Source organism: Yimella sp. cx-51, from assembly GCF_017654605.1.
In the GTDB taxonomy this organism is placed as follows: Bacteria; Actinomycetota; Actinomycetes; order Actinomycetales; family Dermatophilaceae; genus Yimella.
On the sequence record NZ_CP072113.1, the window covers coordinates 2,755,216 to 2,769,380 of the forward strand.

Consider the following 14,165-nt stretch of genomic DNA (forward strand, 5'->3'; position numbering starts at 1 on the left):
GTCGTCCTTCCAGATGCGTTCGGTGAGGTTTCGTCAGGGTTGAGCTAGGAAGTCTCGCGCCAGGTTCGCACCGATCTGCTCCAGCAGTGCGGCCCCGTTGCTCATCGCCTCGTCCAGGTCACGGGCATGATCCATGACGGCGTAGGCACGCTGCACGCCCAGGCAGTGCAGGCCCTCCTCGTCGAGCTTGTTGACGCCGCAGACCGCGACGACCGGAAGCCCATGTGCCGCAGCGAGTTCGGCGACTGCTGCCGGCGCCTTGCCATGCAGGGTCTGCTCATCGAGCGCGCCTTCGCCGGTGATCACCAGGTCGGCACCGGGCAAGCTCTGCTCCAGGCCGACCATCTCGAAGAGCAGCCCCGCCCCCGGACGCAGGCTCGCACCCAGCAGCGCAAGCGCTGCGAAGCCGACTCCCCCGGCAGCACCCGCGCCGGGTTCCTCCCGGCGGTCTTTGCCGGTGGCCTGCGCCACGAGATCGGCCCAGTGGACGAGTGCCGCGTCGAGCGCGTCCACCTGGTCGTCCGAGGCGCCCTTCTGCGGCCCGTAGACGGCAGCCGCGCCGCGAGCGCCGGTGAGCGGGTTGTCGACGTCGCAGGCGATCAGCACTTCGGCGTCGGCCAGGCCCGGGTGCAGGCCGGACAGGTCGAGTGAGGCCGCGTCGCTCAGACCGGCCCCGCCCGCGGGCGCCGCTGAGCCGCCGGCGTCGAGGATGCGCACCCCGAGCGCTTCGGCCATGCCCGCCCCGCCGTCGGTCGACGCACTGCCGCCGATGCCGACCACGATCGTGCGGCTGCCGGCGTCCAGCGCAGCAGCCAACACCTCACCCAGTCCGCGGCTGGAGGCGTTCATCGGGTCGAGTGCATCGCCGAGCATGGCCAGGCCGCTGACCTCGGCCATCTCGATCACGGCGTCGGTGCCACGGCACACATATCGCGTACCGATCCGGCGACCCACCGGGTTACTCGCCTCAAGGTGGACAGCCTCGAAACCTGCGTGTTCTGCCGCCGCGAGGGTGCCGTCACCGCCGTCGGCCACCGGCACGATGGCGACGTCGAGCTCGGTGATGACCGATCGCATCCCGCGCTCGAGCGCCTGGGCGACCTGCGCCGCCGTCAACGTGCCCTTGAACTTGTCCGGGGCGATCACTACCCGCGGCATGAGGGGTTCAGCTGCCTCGGTAGGTGCTGAAACCGTAGGGGTTCAACAGGATCGGCACGTGGTAGTGCTGCGAAGCGTCCGCGATCGTGAAGGCCACGGTGATCTCCGGGTAGAACGACTCCACCCCGAGCCCGTCGTAGTACTCCCGCGCGGCGAAGTGCAGGCGGTAGTCACCGGCGTCCATCTGCTCGGGGCCGATCTCGCCCACCCGGCCGTCGGCATTGGTCACGCCTTCGCCCAGCTGCTTGCCGTCGAGGGTTTCGAGAGTGATGCGGACGCCTTCGGCCGGCTTGCCGCGGCTGGTGTCCAGGATGTGTGTGCTCAGGGTGCCCATCAGCTCAGTGCCTCCTCAAGACGCAGCAACGCGATCTCGCGCAACTGCGTCACGGTCTCTTCTCGTTCAGTCTGGTCGTCGTTGCCGAGTCTGCGTTGCAGCTCGGCCAAGATCTCCGGTGCAGTGCGGCCCTTGGCGCGGATCAGGAAGACGCGGTCGAAACGACTCTCGTAAGCCTGGTTGCCTTCGAGCAACCGCTGCATCAGTTCAGCGTCATCGCGATCGACCGCGGCCTGCTCCTTGGCCGAGTGTTCGGCTTGGTGCTCCGGGCTGGACGCGCGCTCACCGATACGCGGATGGCCGGCCAACGCCGCGTCGAGTTCGTCGTCGGTCAACTCCGCAGCCGACCGGTTCGCTTGCTGCAGAACGTCATTCGTCTCTGCGTAGGGCCGGCCGGCGGCCACCTTGTCCACCCAGCGCTGGACGGGCAGGCAGGCCCACAGCAGGTCATGCACCTGCGGCTGGTCGAGGTTGTTGAAGGTGGATACGTCGGTCATCACTGCATCCTTCCAGGCAGCGGGGCACACCGGGTCGGGTGTGCGCACTGGCTCAGCACGTAGGGCTCACGTGCCGAAGCGGCTCGCCGGCGTCGCCGCCGCCGAGCCGCCCCGGTCGTCCACCAAGATCAAATGGTCGTTCGGTTCAGACGAAAGCCGGAACGGTCAGCCATGCGTCGCCGGCGTCGCTCATGTTCTCGCGTTGCACCGTCGCCTGGATCAGGCCGTACGGACGGTCGGCGGCGATGAAGACCTCGCCGTTGTTCTCCAGGTTGTCGACCTGGAAGCCGGAGAAGTCGACCAGGAAGTGGTGCTTGTTGGGCGCGGAGAACTTGATCTCGGCCACCTCCGGGTGCGCTTCGAGCACGGCGCCACCCATGGCGTAAAGCGTCTCCTGCAGCGCTCGGCTGAAGGTGGTGGCAAAGGCCTTGAGGATGAGTGAGCGGATGCTTTCGTACGAGGCGTTCCAGTCGACGTCCGTGCCGTCGTAGCGCCAGCGAGCCACCAGCGAGGTGGCCATGATGCGGTCGTCGGTCTCCTGCAGGGTCGTGTACTCGTCCCTCAGGAAGCCCTTGAACGACGACCCGGTCGACTTCAGCACCACGAGGTCCTGGATGCCGGAGACGACCCACGCGCCGCCGTCACGGTTCTGGGTGACGATCGTCGTGCGGGTATCGGTGCCGCGGCGGACGAAGGAGTGGTCGTGGCCTTCGCCGTCGACCGGCACGCGGTCCCAGGCATACTCCTCGACCTCGATGCGGGAGGCATCAGCCACCGGCGCGGCCTCCAGGATGCGCTTGCCGAGAGCGAGCGCGTAGTCCTCGGGCGAGTCGACGCCGTGCTGCTTGGCGAACGCGAACGCGGTGTTCTTCTGGGTGTCGGTGGGAAGCACGTCGCCCTGGTCGCCGTGGGTGTGTGCGGCAGCGAAGTTGCCACGCAACGAGGTCGAGACGTTGAAGTCGGTGATCTCGTGGCGGTCGGTGTCGCGGTGGATGCGCACGACGCGGTTCTCCGCCTTGCCGTACTGGTTGGGTCCGAGGACGTAGCTCATGTCGTGCTCCTTGGTCGCCGTGCAGGAACGTGCATTCCGTTATATGGAATAGGAATTACGTATTTCGGAACTGTAAGCGTGGCCCAACTCACAGTCAAGACTTATCGGGCCATGGACGCCCGTCAATCGGCCGAACCCGCCACAGGCGCCCGCTGCAGATGATTGGCTTGGGGCCATGTCCACGTCTTCGAAGACCATCGGCCTCATCGGCGGCCTGTCCTGGGAGTCCACCGCCGAGTACTACCGTCTCGCCAACGAGGCGGTGCACAGCAAGCACGGCGGCCTGCATTCGGCCCGTTTGCTGCTCAGCTCCCTCGACTTCGCGCAGGTGCAGCAGTTGCAGGACAACCGCGACTGGGACGCCCTCGGGGCCCTTCTCGGCGGTGAGGCCAAGCGGCTGGAAGACGCCGGCGCGCAGATCATCCTGCTGTGCTCCAACCCGCTGCACGCCGTGGCCGGCCGCATTGAGGACGCCATCAGCATCCGAATGCTGCACATCGCCGATGTGGCGGCCGAGGCTGCGGCCCAGCGCAAGATCACCGAGGTCGGCCTGCTCGGCACGGCGTTCACCATGAACGAGTCGTTCTACCGCGAGCGCTTAGAGGGCCGCGGCCTGACCGTCCACACCCCGGCAGCGCGCGACATCACCGAGATCAACCGCATCATCTATGACGAGCTGTGCGTCGGTATCGTCACCGAGAAGTCGCGTCGTTTCTTCCGTCAGGTGATGCAAGACCTCGACGACCGCGGCGCCGACGGCATCATCCTGGGCGCCACTGAGATCGAGTTGCTCGTCGACGAGATGGACGCCGACGTCCCGCTCTTCCCGACCACTCGCCTGCACATCCAGGCGGCGCTCGACCACCTCGACGGCTGAGCAACCAAGCAAACAAACAAACGCGGCTCTTCCTCGCAAACGCGCTAGCTGCAGCTGTCGCGTCTGCGAGCAGAGGCCGCGTTTGTTGCTGGAAGGGCCGCGTTTGTGCCCAAGCGCTGCTCGATCCGTGGCGCTACTTCGGGCCGCCGTCAGGGCGGGCGAGTGTCAGCCAGCGACGTCGATGCCGAAGTCACGCACCATCGGTTCGATGCCGTCGGCCCAGCCGGCCATCACGTTGCGCACCTTCCACAGTCCATCGCGGCGATAGACCCGCAGCAGGATCGCGGCGCGCTCGGCGGTGAGGGCGCCCGAGTCGAGATCGAGCTGGACGCCGCCGACGAGCACGCGCACCTTCAGCTGCTGGTCACCGAGCGGGTGATCGTCGGCCACGGCGACATTGACCGAGGCGCAGTCATCGGGCAGGTCATCCAAGTTGATACGAATCCCATTGTCGACCAAGGCAACTGCCCCGGACGCCGACTCGGGGTTGTTGAAGAATACGAAAGACGATTCGGCGAGCGCCAGGCCGTCGGCACCGACCTCGAAGGCCATCGGGTCGAAGGGTTCGCCGAGCGGGTTGTCGATGTCGACGAGCACCTCGACGGTGCTGCCGACGATGGTGGAGTTCTGCCCGACGCGCAGCCGCAATGGCTGGTCGCCGAAGCTCGGGTTGACCGTGGTGGGCGCCGAGAGTTCGTCCTCGCCCGCGGCCGTGGACGAGGGAGCGAGCGAATCATTCACCTCGGCGCGGTCGAAGACCGTGGTGGACGCGGCGCTGATATCGGTCGACACCTCGTCCACCGGTGATTGCGCGAGCGCTTCGCGCAGCGCCTGTGCGAACGCCGCCGCTGATTCGTAACGGGCCTCCGGCTCCTTGGCCATGCCCCGTCGCACCACCTCGGCCACGAGTTCGGGCACTCCTCCCGGCAGGGCCGGCGGCTCCTGCTGGATGTGCGCCATCGCCAGACCGACCGCGGTATCGGCATGGAAGGGCCAGTCGCCGGTGAGCATCTCGAAGGCCACGATGGCCAGCGAGTAGACATCCGACGGCGGGCCGATCTCGGTGCCGAGCGCGGCTTCGGGCGGGAGGTACTGCGGCGTCCCGAGCACTTCCCCGGCGCGGGTGACGCCGGCGGTGCCGAGGGCACGGGCGATGCCGAAATCGGTGAGCTTGGCGACACCGTCTCCGGTCACGACGATGTTGGCGGGCTTCACATCCCGGTGGATCACGCCCTTGCGATGCGCTGCCTCCAGCGCCTGCGCCGCTTGCACGAGCAGTTCGATCGATTCCGCCGCGGTCATGGGTGCACGGGAGCGGATGATCGATGACAAGGGGTCGCCGTCGACGAACTCCATCACCAGGTAGGCAGTGCCCTCGTCCTCGCCGTAGTCATGCACCTGGGCGACGTTGCCGTGTGAGAGCCGTGCCGCATTGCGGGCTTCGGACCGGAAGCGCTCCAGGAATCCTGGGTCGTCGCTCAGCCCGGCGTGCAGCATCTTCACCGCGACGGGGCGATCGAGCACTTCGTCGTGGGCGCGCCACACCTCGCCCATGCCACCGCCGGCGATGCGGGCGCGCAGGTCGTACCGATTCCCGACCCGCTCGGTCTTGCCTGCAGACATGCTCCCCCTACGTTCCCGACCAGCACACAGGGTATCCAGACCGGTCGCCCGTGAGCGGCGCACCGTCGTCCACTACATCTGTAGTGTCACTCGCGGTATGCTCGTGGAATGTCCGAAGAGCAGCCACCATCCAGCGTCCCGGAAACCGCCGACTCCGCAAGCCCGAAGCAGCGTCCACGACACCTCGCACCGGACGAAAGCCCGACCGAGAGCCCCGACGAAAGCGTTGCAACCGCGCTACCGAAGACCTTCGGTCCCAAGGCTGGCTATGAGCGCAGTCGCGAGGAGTCGCGACGTGACCGGTTCGGTGCGATCCGGAACTCGCGCATCCTGCTGCTGGTCATCGGAGCGTTCCTGATCCAGGCAGCATTCATCAGTTCATATGTCGGCGCGTTCCACGAGCAGAAGCCGCACGCCATGACGGTCAGTGTGATCTCCGACCACAACTGGCAGTCGTATGTGGCCAATCAGTTGAACGACATCAAGGGGCAGCCGGTCTGGGCCTACCCCGAAACCGATCCCGACGTCGCCCGCACGATGCTGAAGGAACAGCGTCGCCAGGCCGTCTACATCTTCGATCCGCGCAGCAAGAACGACCAGTTGCTGATCGCCAGCTCCACCGGATCTTCCAACGCAGCAGCCGTGGAGTTGATCTTCCAGCAGGTCGCCGCCAAGCAAGGCCGCACACTCACCGTCAACGACGTCGCCCCGGTGCAATCGGGCGACAGTCACGGGCTGACCGGCTTCTACCTCGTGGTCGGCTGGTTGGTCGGCGGCTACCTCATGGCGGCTCTGGTGGGGCTGCAACTCGGAGCGAAGGCGAAGAACTTCCGCCGCATGGCCCTGCGTCTGCTGTTGTGCCTGGTGTACGCACCGCTGTCAGGTCTGGCAGGTGCCCTGATCGTCGATAGCTGGCTGGAGTCGCTGACCGGCCATTTCTGGGCGCTGGTCGGCATCGGCACGCTGTTGTCGCTCGCCGCATCGATCTTCACCCTGGGCTTGGAGGCAGTCTTCGGCACGGTCGGGGTGGGCATCGCGATCCTGATCTTCGTGGTGCTGGGCAACCCTGCGGCCGGTGGTGCTTACAACTACCAACTGCTGCCCGAGCCGTGGCGCTTCATCGGCCAATGGCTGCCCAACGGCGCCGGGGTCGATGCCGTGCGCAGCGTCGTCTACCTCGACAGCTACAACCTGGGCTTCCACCTGTGGGTGCTGGCCTGGTGGGTCGCCGTGGGTCTGCTGGTCTTCCTGCTGGCGGCCAACAACACCTACTGGGGCTTCAAGCGTCCGGCGCTGGAGCCTGAACCGGAGGAGGCTGCGGCGTAACGTCGGGTGCATGCCGCATCCCGTCACCGACTCCGTCACGGCGATCACCGCCGACGCGATTGCCCGCATCGAGGCTCGGCTGCCGGGGTACCTGGAGGGCATGTATCTGCACGGGTCGCTGTGCTGGGGTGAGTTCTTCGCCGGCAGCGACATCGATTTCGTGGCCACGACCTCGCGACGTCCCAACCCGACGGATCTTGCTGTGTTGCAACAGGTGCACCGTGAACTCGACACCGGCGGCCGAGCCTTCGACGGTTTCTACCTACCCACGGCGCAATTGGCCGAGGATCCGTCGACGCTGGCGGTGCACCCGGGCGTCCTCAACGGACATTTCGAGGTGGGTCACCACGGCGACGCCCACCAGGCGACCTGGCACGAACTCGCCGAGCGCGGCATCACCATGCACGGCCCGGACGTGCGCGAACTGGAGATCTTCACCAGCCAAGAAGTGCTCGAACTCAACACCCGCACCAATCTCGAGGGCTACTGGCTGCCGCGCCGCGAAAAGCTGCGGCAGGGCGCCGCACACGGCGCTCCAGAGTCGGTCGAATGGAATGTGTTGGGCATCCTGCGGCTGCACCACGTACTTCTCGAGCACGCGATCACCTCGAAGTCAGGAGCCGGACGCTGGGGACGCTCGGTGGTGGCCCCCGAGCACGGCCCGATCATCGACGAGGCGCTCTCGTGGCGAGAGCAGCAACGCACGACCGAACAGTTCGCAGGCGATGCGCGGCGACAGGAGGCAACCGCTTCACTCATGGACGCCGTGCTGGCCGCACACGATCTATGAGCTCGCCTGCTCTTCTCGGCCGGAGGGCTGGAAGCCCTTGAGCCGCAGCGAGTTGCCGACCACGAAGAGCGACGAGCAGGCCATCGCCAGACCGGCGACCATCGGGCTCATCCGCCCGGTCATCGCCAGCGGAATGGCCGCGACGTTGTAACCGAAGGCCCAGATGAGGTTGCCGTAGATCGTGCGCAGGGTGCTACGCGAGAGCTCGACCGCGGTGGCGACCTTGCGCGGATCGCCGCTCATGATCGTGATGTCGGCGGCCTGCATGGCGGCGTCGGTTCCGGTGCCCATTGCGATGCCGAGGTCGGCCTGCGCGAGAGCAGCGGCGTCGTTCACACCGTCGCCGACCATCGCGACCACGCGGCCTTCGTCCTGCAACCGGACGACCTGTGCCGCCTTGTCCGCCGGGGTCACCTGCGCGATGACCTCCTCGATGCCCAACCGGTGCGCCACTGCATCAGCCACGGACGCGTGGTCGCCGGTGAGCAGAACCGGCTGGAGGCCGAGGGCTCGATACTCCGCAACAGCTTGTGCCGCAGTGGGTTTCACCTCGTCGGCCACCTTCACGAAGCCGCGCGCTGCGCCGTCCCAGCCGACGAGCACGACCGTGCCGTCGCCGTCCCGGGCCCGTGCGACCGCGGACGCGAGTTCAGCCGCGAGCGGCATGCCGTCTTCCACCAGGAGCTTTTCCTGGCCGACGACCACGGGCACCCCGCGCACCGTGCCGCGAACCCCGAACCCGTCGACCGTCTCGAAGTCGTCGACGGAGGGCACCTCGCCACCCTCGGCGCGGACGATCGCCTGCGCGATGGGGTGCTGCGAACCGGCCTCGACGGTGGCGGCCGCCCGCAGCACAGCCTTGCCGCCGTGCACCTGCACCACCTTCATCTCGCCGGTGGTGAGGGTGCCGGTCTTGTCGAGCACGACGGTGTCGATGCCGCGGGAGGTCTCAAGGGCTTGCGGTCCGCGGATGAGGATGCCGAGCGAGGCCCCACGGCCGGTGCCGACCAGCAGCGCGGTCGGCGTCGCGAGGCCGAGAGCGCAGGGGCAGGCGATCACCAGCACGGCCACCAGCGCGGTGAACGCTGTGGCCAGCGAGCCGCCGATCACCCACCATCCCAGGAAGGTCAGTGCGGCGATGCCGAGTACGACCGGCACGAAGATGCCGGCCACCTTGTCAGCCAGTCGTTGGGCGTTGGCCTTGCCGGTCTGCGCCTGCTCGACCATGCGAGCGATACCGGCCAGCGCGGTGTCGGCTCCGACCTTGGTGGCCCGCACCACGAGGCGTCCGGTGAGGTTCAACGTGGCACCGGTCACCTCGCCGCCGACGCCCACGTCGACCGGCACGGATTCACCCGTCATCGCGGAGCTGTCGATACTTGAGCGGCCGATCTCGACCACCCCGTCGGTAGCGATCTTCTCCCCAGGACGCACAACGAACAGATCGCCGACGCGTAGCTGCTCCAACGGAATCCGCTGCTCCCGCTGGTCGCGCAGCACCGCGACGTCCTTGGCGCCGAGTTCGGCCAGCGAGCGCAAGGCCTCTGTGGACGACCGCTTGGCGCGGGCCTCCAGGTAGCGGCCAGTGAGCAGGAATGCCGAGACACCGGCTGCGGCTTCGAGATAGATCGCGCTGGAGGCGTGCTCGGGGTGCATGAGCAACTCGAAGTGGTGCTTCATGCCGAGCTCACCGGCGTCGCCGAAGAGCATCGCCCAGACCGACCAGAGGTAGGCGGCGAGCGTCCCGATGCTGACCAGTGTGTCCATGGTCGAGGCGCCGTGGCGGGCGTTGGTCCAGGCCGCGCGGTGGAAAGGCAGCGCGCCCCACAGGACGACCGGGGTGGTGAGCGCGAGGGCGACCCATTGCCACCCGGTGAACTGCAGCGCAGGCACCATCGACATCAGCATCACCGGCAGCGTGAGCGGCCAGACGATCATGAGGCGCTGACGAAGGACGTCGGCGGGCGCGACCTCGTGGTCCATGTGGTCGTCGGCAGACACCTCGGTGGCGCCGTAACCGGTCTTCTCGACCACGCCGATCAGGTCGTCGACGGTGATGGGCCTGGGAGCCCTCACCAGCGCCTTCTCGGTCGCGTAGTTGACGCTCGCCTGCACGCCGTCGACCCTGTTGAGCTTCTTCTCGATGCGCGCCGCGCACGATGCGCAAGTCATGCCCGTGATGTCGAGCTCGACGTCGCGTACGTCCTGATCCGTGGTCATGTGAAGCCGCCACCTCCGTCGTCGAATATACCCCTCGGGGGTATAAGGCGTCGGGTGGGTGAGTTCATTCCCCTAACCTGCTGGGTGTGACCGCGACTGTTCTGGATCCGCACTCCAACGCCTACTACCGCCGCCTCGACTCCAACACTTTCATGCCGACGCTGCACGCCCAGGGTGCATGGCAGGAAGCCGAGCAGCACATGGCGCCGATCAGCGCGTTGATCACCCACATGCTCGACACCCATGATCCCCGCGACGACATGCAGATCGGGCGGATCACCTTCGAGATCCTCGGCATGATCCCGGCGCAGGAGTCGCACATCAAGGTGCAGACGATCCGCCCCGGACGCACGATCGAACTCCTTGAAGCAACACTCACCATCGGCGGACGCACGATCATCCGAGCGCGCGCGTGGCGGCTGTCGGTGCAGGACACCAGTGCATACGCCGGCGACGAACTCCCCGCCATCGAGGGCCCGGACGCTGCCAAACCGGTCGACCCCACGCAGGAATGGCCGGGCGGTTACATCGCCTCCCTGGAGATGCGTGCCCTGCCGGGCGGACGGGACGGTCGGCGTGCGGTCTGGCTGCGCACCGGTCCGTCGCTCATCGAGGACGAAGACACCACGCCGCTTGCCGAACTCATCACGCGCGTCGACACCGCCAACGGCATCGCCACCCGCATCCGGCCGACCGACCTGATGTTTCCCAATGTCGAACTCTCGGTGCACCTGGTACGCACGCCCCGACGCGGCTGGGTGGGCCTGGACACCGCAGTCACCTTCGGCGCGACCGGCCTGGGCCTCACGTCATCGACGCTGCACGACGAGGACGGCCCGGTGGGCAAGGTGGAGCAGTGTCTGACGGTGCGGGAGTTCCCTGCCGCGCCTGACCAGCTCAGCCGGCTGGGAGCGTCCGACCCGCCTTCATCCGCACGATCGAGTCGGCGATGACCTCGGCCTCGGAGTGGTCGTGGGTCACCAACACCACGGTCGTGCCGGTGGTGGTCAGGATCGACCGCAGTTCTTCCGCGAGCCGTTCGCGCAGGTCGCGGTCGAGCGCTGACAGCGGCTCGTCCAGCAGCAGCAGTCTCGGACGTGCAGCCAGCGACCTGGCCAGCGCCACGCGTTGCTGCTGACCGCCGGAGAGTGTGGTGACATCACGTTTCTCCGCGCCACCCAGACCGACCAGGTCGAGCAGTTCGGCCACTCGTTTGCGCTGTTCCTGCTTCGGCACCTTCTGGCGAGCGAGGGCGTAGGCGACATTCCCCGCGACGTCGAGATGGGCGAAGAGCTGCCCGTCCTGGAACATCAGGCCGAAGCCGCGCTTGTGGGTTGGCACCTGCGTGACGTCGACGCCGTCGAAGTGCACGCGCCCGGCGTCCACCTCCTGCAGCCCGGCGATCACCCGCAGCAGGGTCGACTTGCCGCACCCGGAGGGTCCGAGCAGGGCAACCACGCGACCGCCCTCAACCTCAAGCTCGACCTTGTCGAGAGCGACCGTGTCGCCGAAACGCACGCTCACCCCGTCGACCAACAGCCCGTTCATCAGAAGGCTCCCGTTCCTCGTACACCGAGTCGCTCGACGACGACCATCACCGTGGCCGTCACGGCAGCAAGGATGACCGACCCGGCCAGCGCCATGCCGAAGTAGTTCGCCCCGGGGTGGCCGAGCAGCTGGTAGATCACCACGGGCAGAGTCGGATTCTCCGGCCGCGCAAGGAAACTCGTTGCTCCGAACTCACCGAGCGACACCGCGAACGCGAAGCCAGTGGCGGCCAGCAGTGGCTTGGCCAGCACGCGACGGTCGACATCCCAGAAGGCCCGCAGCGGTGTCGCGCCCAGGCTCGCCGCTGCATCACGCTCACGGGGGTCGACAGACCGCAACGCGGGCGCGACGATCCGCACCACCAACGGCAGGGCGACCATCGCCTGCGCGATCGGGACGAGGATCGGCGACGACCGTAGATCGAGTGGCGGCTCGTCCAGGGCGATGAGGAATCCGAAGCCGACCGTCACCGCCGAGATGCCCAGCGGCAGCATGAAGACGGTGTCGAGGCCCGAGAGCAGGCGGCGGCCGGCGGTGGAGCGAGGGCGGCGGGTGACCACGAAGCTGACCAACAGCCCCAGCGTCACGGCCAACACCGTCGCGTCGATCGCCACGCGGAACGACGTGGCCAGGGCGTCGGTGACGCTGGCGGCCAGCACGGGCGACTCATCCACCCTCGTGAGACGTCGGTAGTTGTCCAGCCCCCAGCCGTCCCCGACCTGCAACGACCGGACGACCAGCGTCAGCAGCGGAGCCGCCACGAAGAGCACCGCCAGAGCGGTGAGCCCGATCAGCGGCAGATCGCTACGCCGCACCCTCTGGCGGGCACTGACACCGGCGCGCAGCCGCACCAGCCCGGACCGGGCCGTGGTGCGTTCGGTGATCAGCAGCAGGCCAATCACGGTGACTGCCTGCAGCAGACTCAGTACCGCCGCCGCGCGCAGGTCGAGGAAGTTGGTGGTGAGCAGGTAGATCTCGGTCTCGATGGTCGAATAGCGCACACCACCGAGGGTTAGCACGACGCCAAACGCTCCGGCACAGAAGAGGAAGACGACGCTGGCCGCCGAGACGATTGCCGGACGCAGGGCCGGCAGCACCACCGTGCGCAGCACCGTCATCGGACCCGCACCAAGCGCCGCCGCCGCCTCCATCTGCCGTACATCCAGCGACTGCCACCGGCTGCCGACCGTGCGCACCACAACGGCGATGTTGAAGAAGACGAGCGCGAGCAGGATCGCCTGCCACGAGCCGTCCCAGCCCAGGAAGCCCAGCGGCCCCGACGGCGCCAGCAGGGTGCGGAAGGCAACCCCGACGACGATGGTCGGCAGCACGAAAGGCATCACGAGCAGACCCCGCACCAACCCCATCGCGGGCAGCTTCAACCGGTAGGTGACATACGCGATCGGGACGCCGATGGCGACGGTGAGTGCGGTGGCCAGCGAGCTGATCCAGACCGTGAACCACAGCACCCGGCCGGTGCGGCTGCGTCCGAGCACCTCGCCGAAGGCGTCGAAGGACCACCGCCCGTCGATGTGCAACCCGCGCGCCACCATCGCCGAGACCGGCAACAGGAAGAAGACCGCGAGGAAGACCAACGGAACCAGCGCCGCGAGCGCCAGTCCCGTTGTGCCTAGGCGGTTTCGACGCATCAGCCGGAGGTCGCGTCCTGCCAGGTGCGCAGCCAGGCGTCCCGGTTGGCGGTGATCTTCGCCGGGTCGACACTCAGCGTCTTCTCCGGCACCTTCACCGCGGTGCGCCAGGCGTCCGGCAACGCGATCGAGCGGTCAACCGGGAAGACATACATGTTGGTCGGCAGGGCGGTCTGGAAGCTCTTACCGAGCATGAAGTCGATGAACGCCTTGGCGCCCGGTTCGTTCTTTGCGCCGGCCAGCACGCCGGCGTACTCCACCTGACGGAAGCAGGACTGCGTCATCGCGGAGGTCGTCGACTTGCCGTCCTTGAGCGTGTCAGCCGGAGAAGTGTTGTACGACAACACGATCGGACGACTGCCCTTGCCTCCGCCGGCGGTGTAGTCGACATTCCACGCATCGCTCCAGCCGCTGGTCACCTTGGTGCCGTTGGCCATGAGCTTCTTCCAGTACTCCTGCCAACCGTTGTCGCCGTACTTGGCGATGGTGGCCAGCAGGAAGGCCATGCCCGGCGACGACGTGGCGGCACCCGGCGTGACGAACAGGCCCTTGTACTCGGGCTTCACCAGGTCGTCCAGCGTCTGCGGCACGGGCTTGTTCTTGCTGGCGAACCACGCGTTGTCGATGTTGACGCAGACATCACCGAAGTCGATCGGCGTCATGGCCGATGCCGAATCGCCAGGCAGGGCGTAGGCAGACGCGCTCTTGGGCAGCGCCTTGGAGGTGTAGTTGGTCAGCGCCTTGGCGTCGACGACGCGGCTGGCGAAGGTGTTGTCGATGCCGAAGACGACATCGCCGGTGGGCTTGCCCTTGGACAGGACGACAGAGTTGGCCACCTTTCCGGCGTCCCCGGACGCGAGCACCTTCACCTGGTAACCGGTGCTCTTGGTGAACTCGGCCAGCAGCTCCTTGGGCGCCACCCACGAATCGTGGGTGACGAGGGTGACGGTGGTGACCTTGCTGCCGCTGGAGGACGAACTGCTCGACTTCTCCCCGGTGGTCGAGCAACCGGCCACGGTCGCGCCGAGCGCGAGGCAGCACAAGGTGATCAAAGGTGTGTGGGACTTACGGAACAACGGATCCTCCTCAGGT

Annotated in this window: 13 protein-coding genes; 4 read left to right on the plus strand and 9 right to left on the minus strand. The window is 67.3% G+C overall.

The annotated features are described in order from the left end of the window. Window positions 1–33: 33 nt before the first annotated feature. The 4 genes from J5M86_RS13130 to pucL form a co-directional block, all read right to left on the minus strand. Window positions 34–1,158: a glycerate kinase gene (locus tag J5M86_RS13130; RefSeq protein ID WP_188059020.1), complete on the minus strand. Its 1,125-nt coding sequence runs from the start codon at window positions 1,156–1,158 to the stop codon at window positions 34–36. A 7-nt stretch (window positions 1,159–1,165) separates the two neighbouring features. After that, window positions 1,166–1,492, minus strand: coding sequence for a hydroxyisourate hydrolase (gene uraH, locus J5M86_RS13135; protein ID WP_188059019.1), 327 nt, complete (start codon window positions 1,490–1,492; stop codon window positions 1,166–1,168). After that, window positions 1,492–1,989 (minus strand): 2-oxo-4-hydroxy-4-carboxy-5-ureidoimidazoline decarboxylase, encoded by a 498-nt coding sequence (gene uraD, locus J5M86_RS13140; protein WP_188059018.1) that lies wholly within the window; start codon window positions 1,987–1,989, stop codon window positions 1,492–1,494. Before uraD ends, uraH begins: the two co-directional genes overlap by 1 nt. A 145-nt stretch (window positions 1,990–2,134) precedes the next feature. Next, window positions 2,135–3,040 carry a factor-independent urate hydroxylase gene (gene pucL / locus J5M86_RS13145; protein WP_188059017.1) on the minus strand — a complete coding sequence of 302 codons (906 nt, stop codon included), beginning with the start codon at window positions 3,038–3,040 and terminating at the stop codon, window positions 2,135–2,137. Between the two features lie 175 nt (window positions 3,041–3,215). Between pucL and J5M86_RS13150 the strand changes: the two genes are divergently transcribed. Continuing rightward, complete coding sequence (locus J5M86_RS13150; RefSeq protein WP_188059016.1) at window positions 3,216–3,917, plus strand: aspartate/glutamate racemase family protein; 702 nt, start codon at window positions 3,216–3,218, stop codon at window positions 3,915–3,917. Window positions 3,918–4,082: 165 nt separating this feature from the next. Here J5M86_RS13150 and J5M86_RS13155 read toward each other — a convergent pair whose 3' ends face one another. Beyond that, on the minus strand, window positions 4,083–5,540 hold the full coding sequence (locus tag J5M86_RS13155) for a protein kinase (protein WP_188059015.1): 1,458 nt from the start codon (window positions 5,538–5,540) through the stop codon (window positions 4,083–4,085). Between the two features lie 108 nt (window positions 5,541–5,648). Here J5M86_RS13155 and J5M86_RS13160 point away from each other — a divergent pair, with 108 nt between their 5' ends. Next, window positions 5,649–6,866 (plus strand): DUF3533 domain-containing protein, encoded by a 1,218-nt coding sequence (locus J5M86_RS13160; protein ID WP_188059014.1) that lies wholly within the window; start codon window positions 5,649–5,651, stop codon window positions 6,864–6,866. Window positions 6,867–6,876: 10 nt separating this feature from the next. Beyond that, window positions 6,877–7,656 carry a nucleotidyltransferase domain-containing protein gene (locus tag J5M86_RS13165; protein WP_188059013.1) on the plus strand — a complete coding sequence of 260 codons (780 nt, stop codon included), beginning with the start codon at window positions 6,877–6,879 and terminating at the stop codon, window positions 7,654–7,656. Here the strand turns inward: J5M86_RS13165 and J5M86_RS13170 are convergent. Then, a complete protein-coding gene (locus tag J5M86_RS13170; protein WP_188059012.1) occupies window positions 7,651–9,876 on the minus strand; it encodes a cation-translocating P-type ATPase in 2,226 nt (741 codons plus the stop codon). The genes J5M86_RS13165 and J5M86_RS13170 overlap by 6 nt on opposite strands. An 86-nt stretch (window positions 9,877–9,962) precedes the next feature. On the opposite strand from J5M86_RS13170, the gene J5M86_RS13175 reads away from it, so the two are divergent. Next, window positions 9,963–10,829 carry a thioesterase family protein gene (locus J5M86_RS13175; RefSeq protein ID WP_244328366.1) on the plus strand — a complete coding sequence of 289 codons (867 nt, stop codon included), beginning with the start codon at window positions 9,963–9,965 and terminating at the stop codon, window positions 10,827–10,829. On the opposite strand, the gene J5M86_RS13180 is transcribed toward J5M86_RS13175, so the two are convergent. The 3 genes from J5M86_RS13180 to J5M86_RS13190 are packed head-to-tail and all read right to left on the minus strand — an operon-like array spanning window position 10,774 to window position 14,149. After that, entirely contained in the window at window positions 10,774–11,424 is a 651-nt protein-coding gene (locus tag J5M86_RS13180; protein WP_188059011.1) for an ABC transporter ATP-binding protein, read from the minus strand. The two genes, J5M86_RS13175 and J5M86_RS13180, sit on opposite strands and share 56 nt — an antisense overlap. After that, window positions 11,424–13,073: an iron ABC transporter permease gene (locus J5M86_RS13185; RefSeq protein ID WP_188059010.1), complete on the minus strand. Its 1,650-nt coding sequence runs from the start codon at window positions 13,071–13,073 to the stop codon at window positions 11,424–11,426. Before J5M86_RS13185 ends, J5M86_RS13180 begins: the two co-directional genes overlap by 1 nt. After that, window positions 13,073–14,149 (minus strand): thiamine ABC transporter substrate binding subunit, encoded by a 1,077-nt coding sequence (locus J5M86_RS13190; protein WP_208965034.1) that lies wholly within the window; start codon window positions 14,147–14,149, stop codon window positions 13,073–13,075. The genes J5M86_RS13185 and J5M86_RS13190 overlap by 1 nt, the downstream gene beginning before the upstream one ends. Window positions 14,150–14,165: the final 16 nt, after the last annotated feature.

What these genes read in the sequence shown, in the direction of transcription:
- J5M86_RS13130 (WP_188059020.1), bottom strand. Translation starts at nt 1,158, where the DNA reads ATGCCGCGGGTAGTGATCGCCCCGGACAAGTTCAAGGGCACGTTGACG.
- uraH (WP_188059019.1), bottom strand. Translation starts at nt 1,492, where the DNA reads ATGGGCACCCTGAGCACACACATCCTGGACACCAGCCGCGGCAAGCCG.
- uraD (WP_188059018.1), bottom strand. Translation starts at nt 1,989, where the DNA reads ATGACCGACGTATCCACCTTCAACAACCTCGACCAGCCGCAGGTGCAT.
- pucL (WP_188059017.1), bottom strand. Translation starts at nt 3,040, where the DNA reads ATGAGCTACGTCCTCGGACCCAACCAGTACGGCAAGGCGGAGAACCGC.
- J5M86_RS13150 (WP_188059016.1), top strand. Translation starts at nt 3,216, where the DNA reads ATGTCCACGTCTTCGAAGACCATCGGCCTCATCGGCGGCCTGTCCTGG.
- J5M86_RS13155 (WP_188059015.1), bottom strand. Translation starts at nt 5,540, where the DNA reads ATGTCTGCAGGCAAGACCGAGCGGGTCGGGAATCGGTACGACCTGCGC.
- J5M86_RS13160 (WP_188059014.1), top strand. Translation starts at nt 5,649, where the DNA reads ATGTCCGAAGAGCAGCCACCATCCAGCGTCCCGGAAACCGCCGACTCC.
- J5M86_RS13165 (WP_188059013.1), top strand. Translation starts at nt 6,877, where the DNA reads ATGCCGCATCCCGTCACCGACTCCGTCACGGCGATCACCGCCGACGCG.
- J5M86_RS13170 (WP_188059012.1), bottom strand. Translation starts at nt 9,876, where the DNA reads ATGACCACGGATCAGGACGTACGCGACGTCGAGCTCGACATCACGGGC.
- J5M86_RS13180 (WP_188059011.1), bottom strand. Translation starts at nt 11,424, where the DNA reads ATGAACGGGCTGTTGGTCGACGGGGTGAGCGTGCGTTTCGGCGACACG.
- J5M86_RS13185 (WP_188059010.1), bottom strand. Translation starts at nt 13,073, where the DNA reads ATGCGTCGAAACCGCCTAGGCACAACGGGACTGGCGCTCGCGGCGCTG.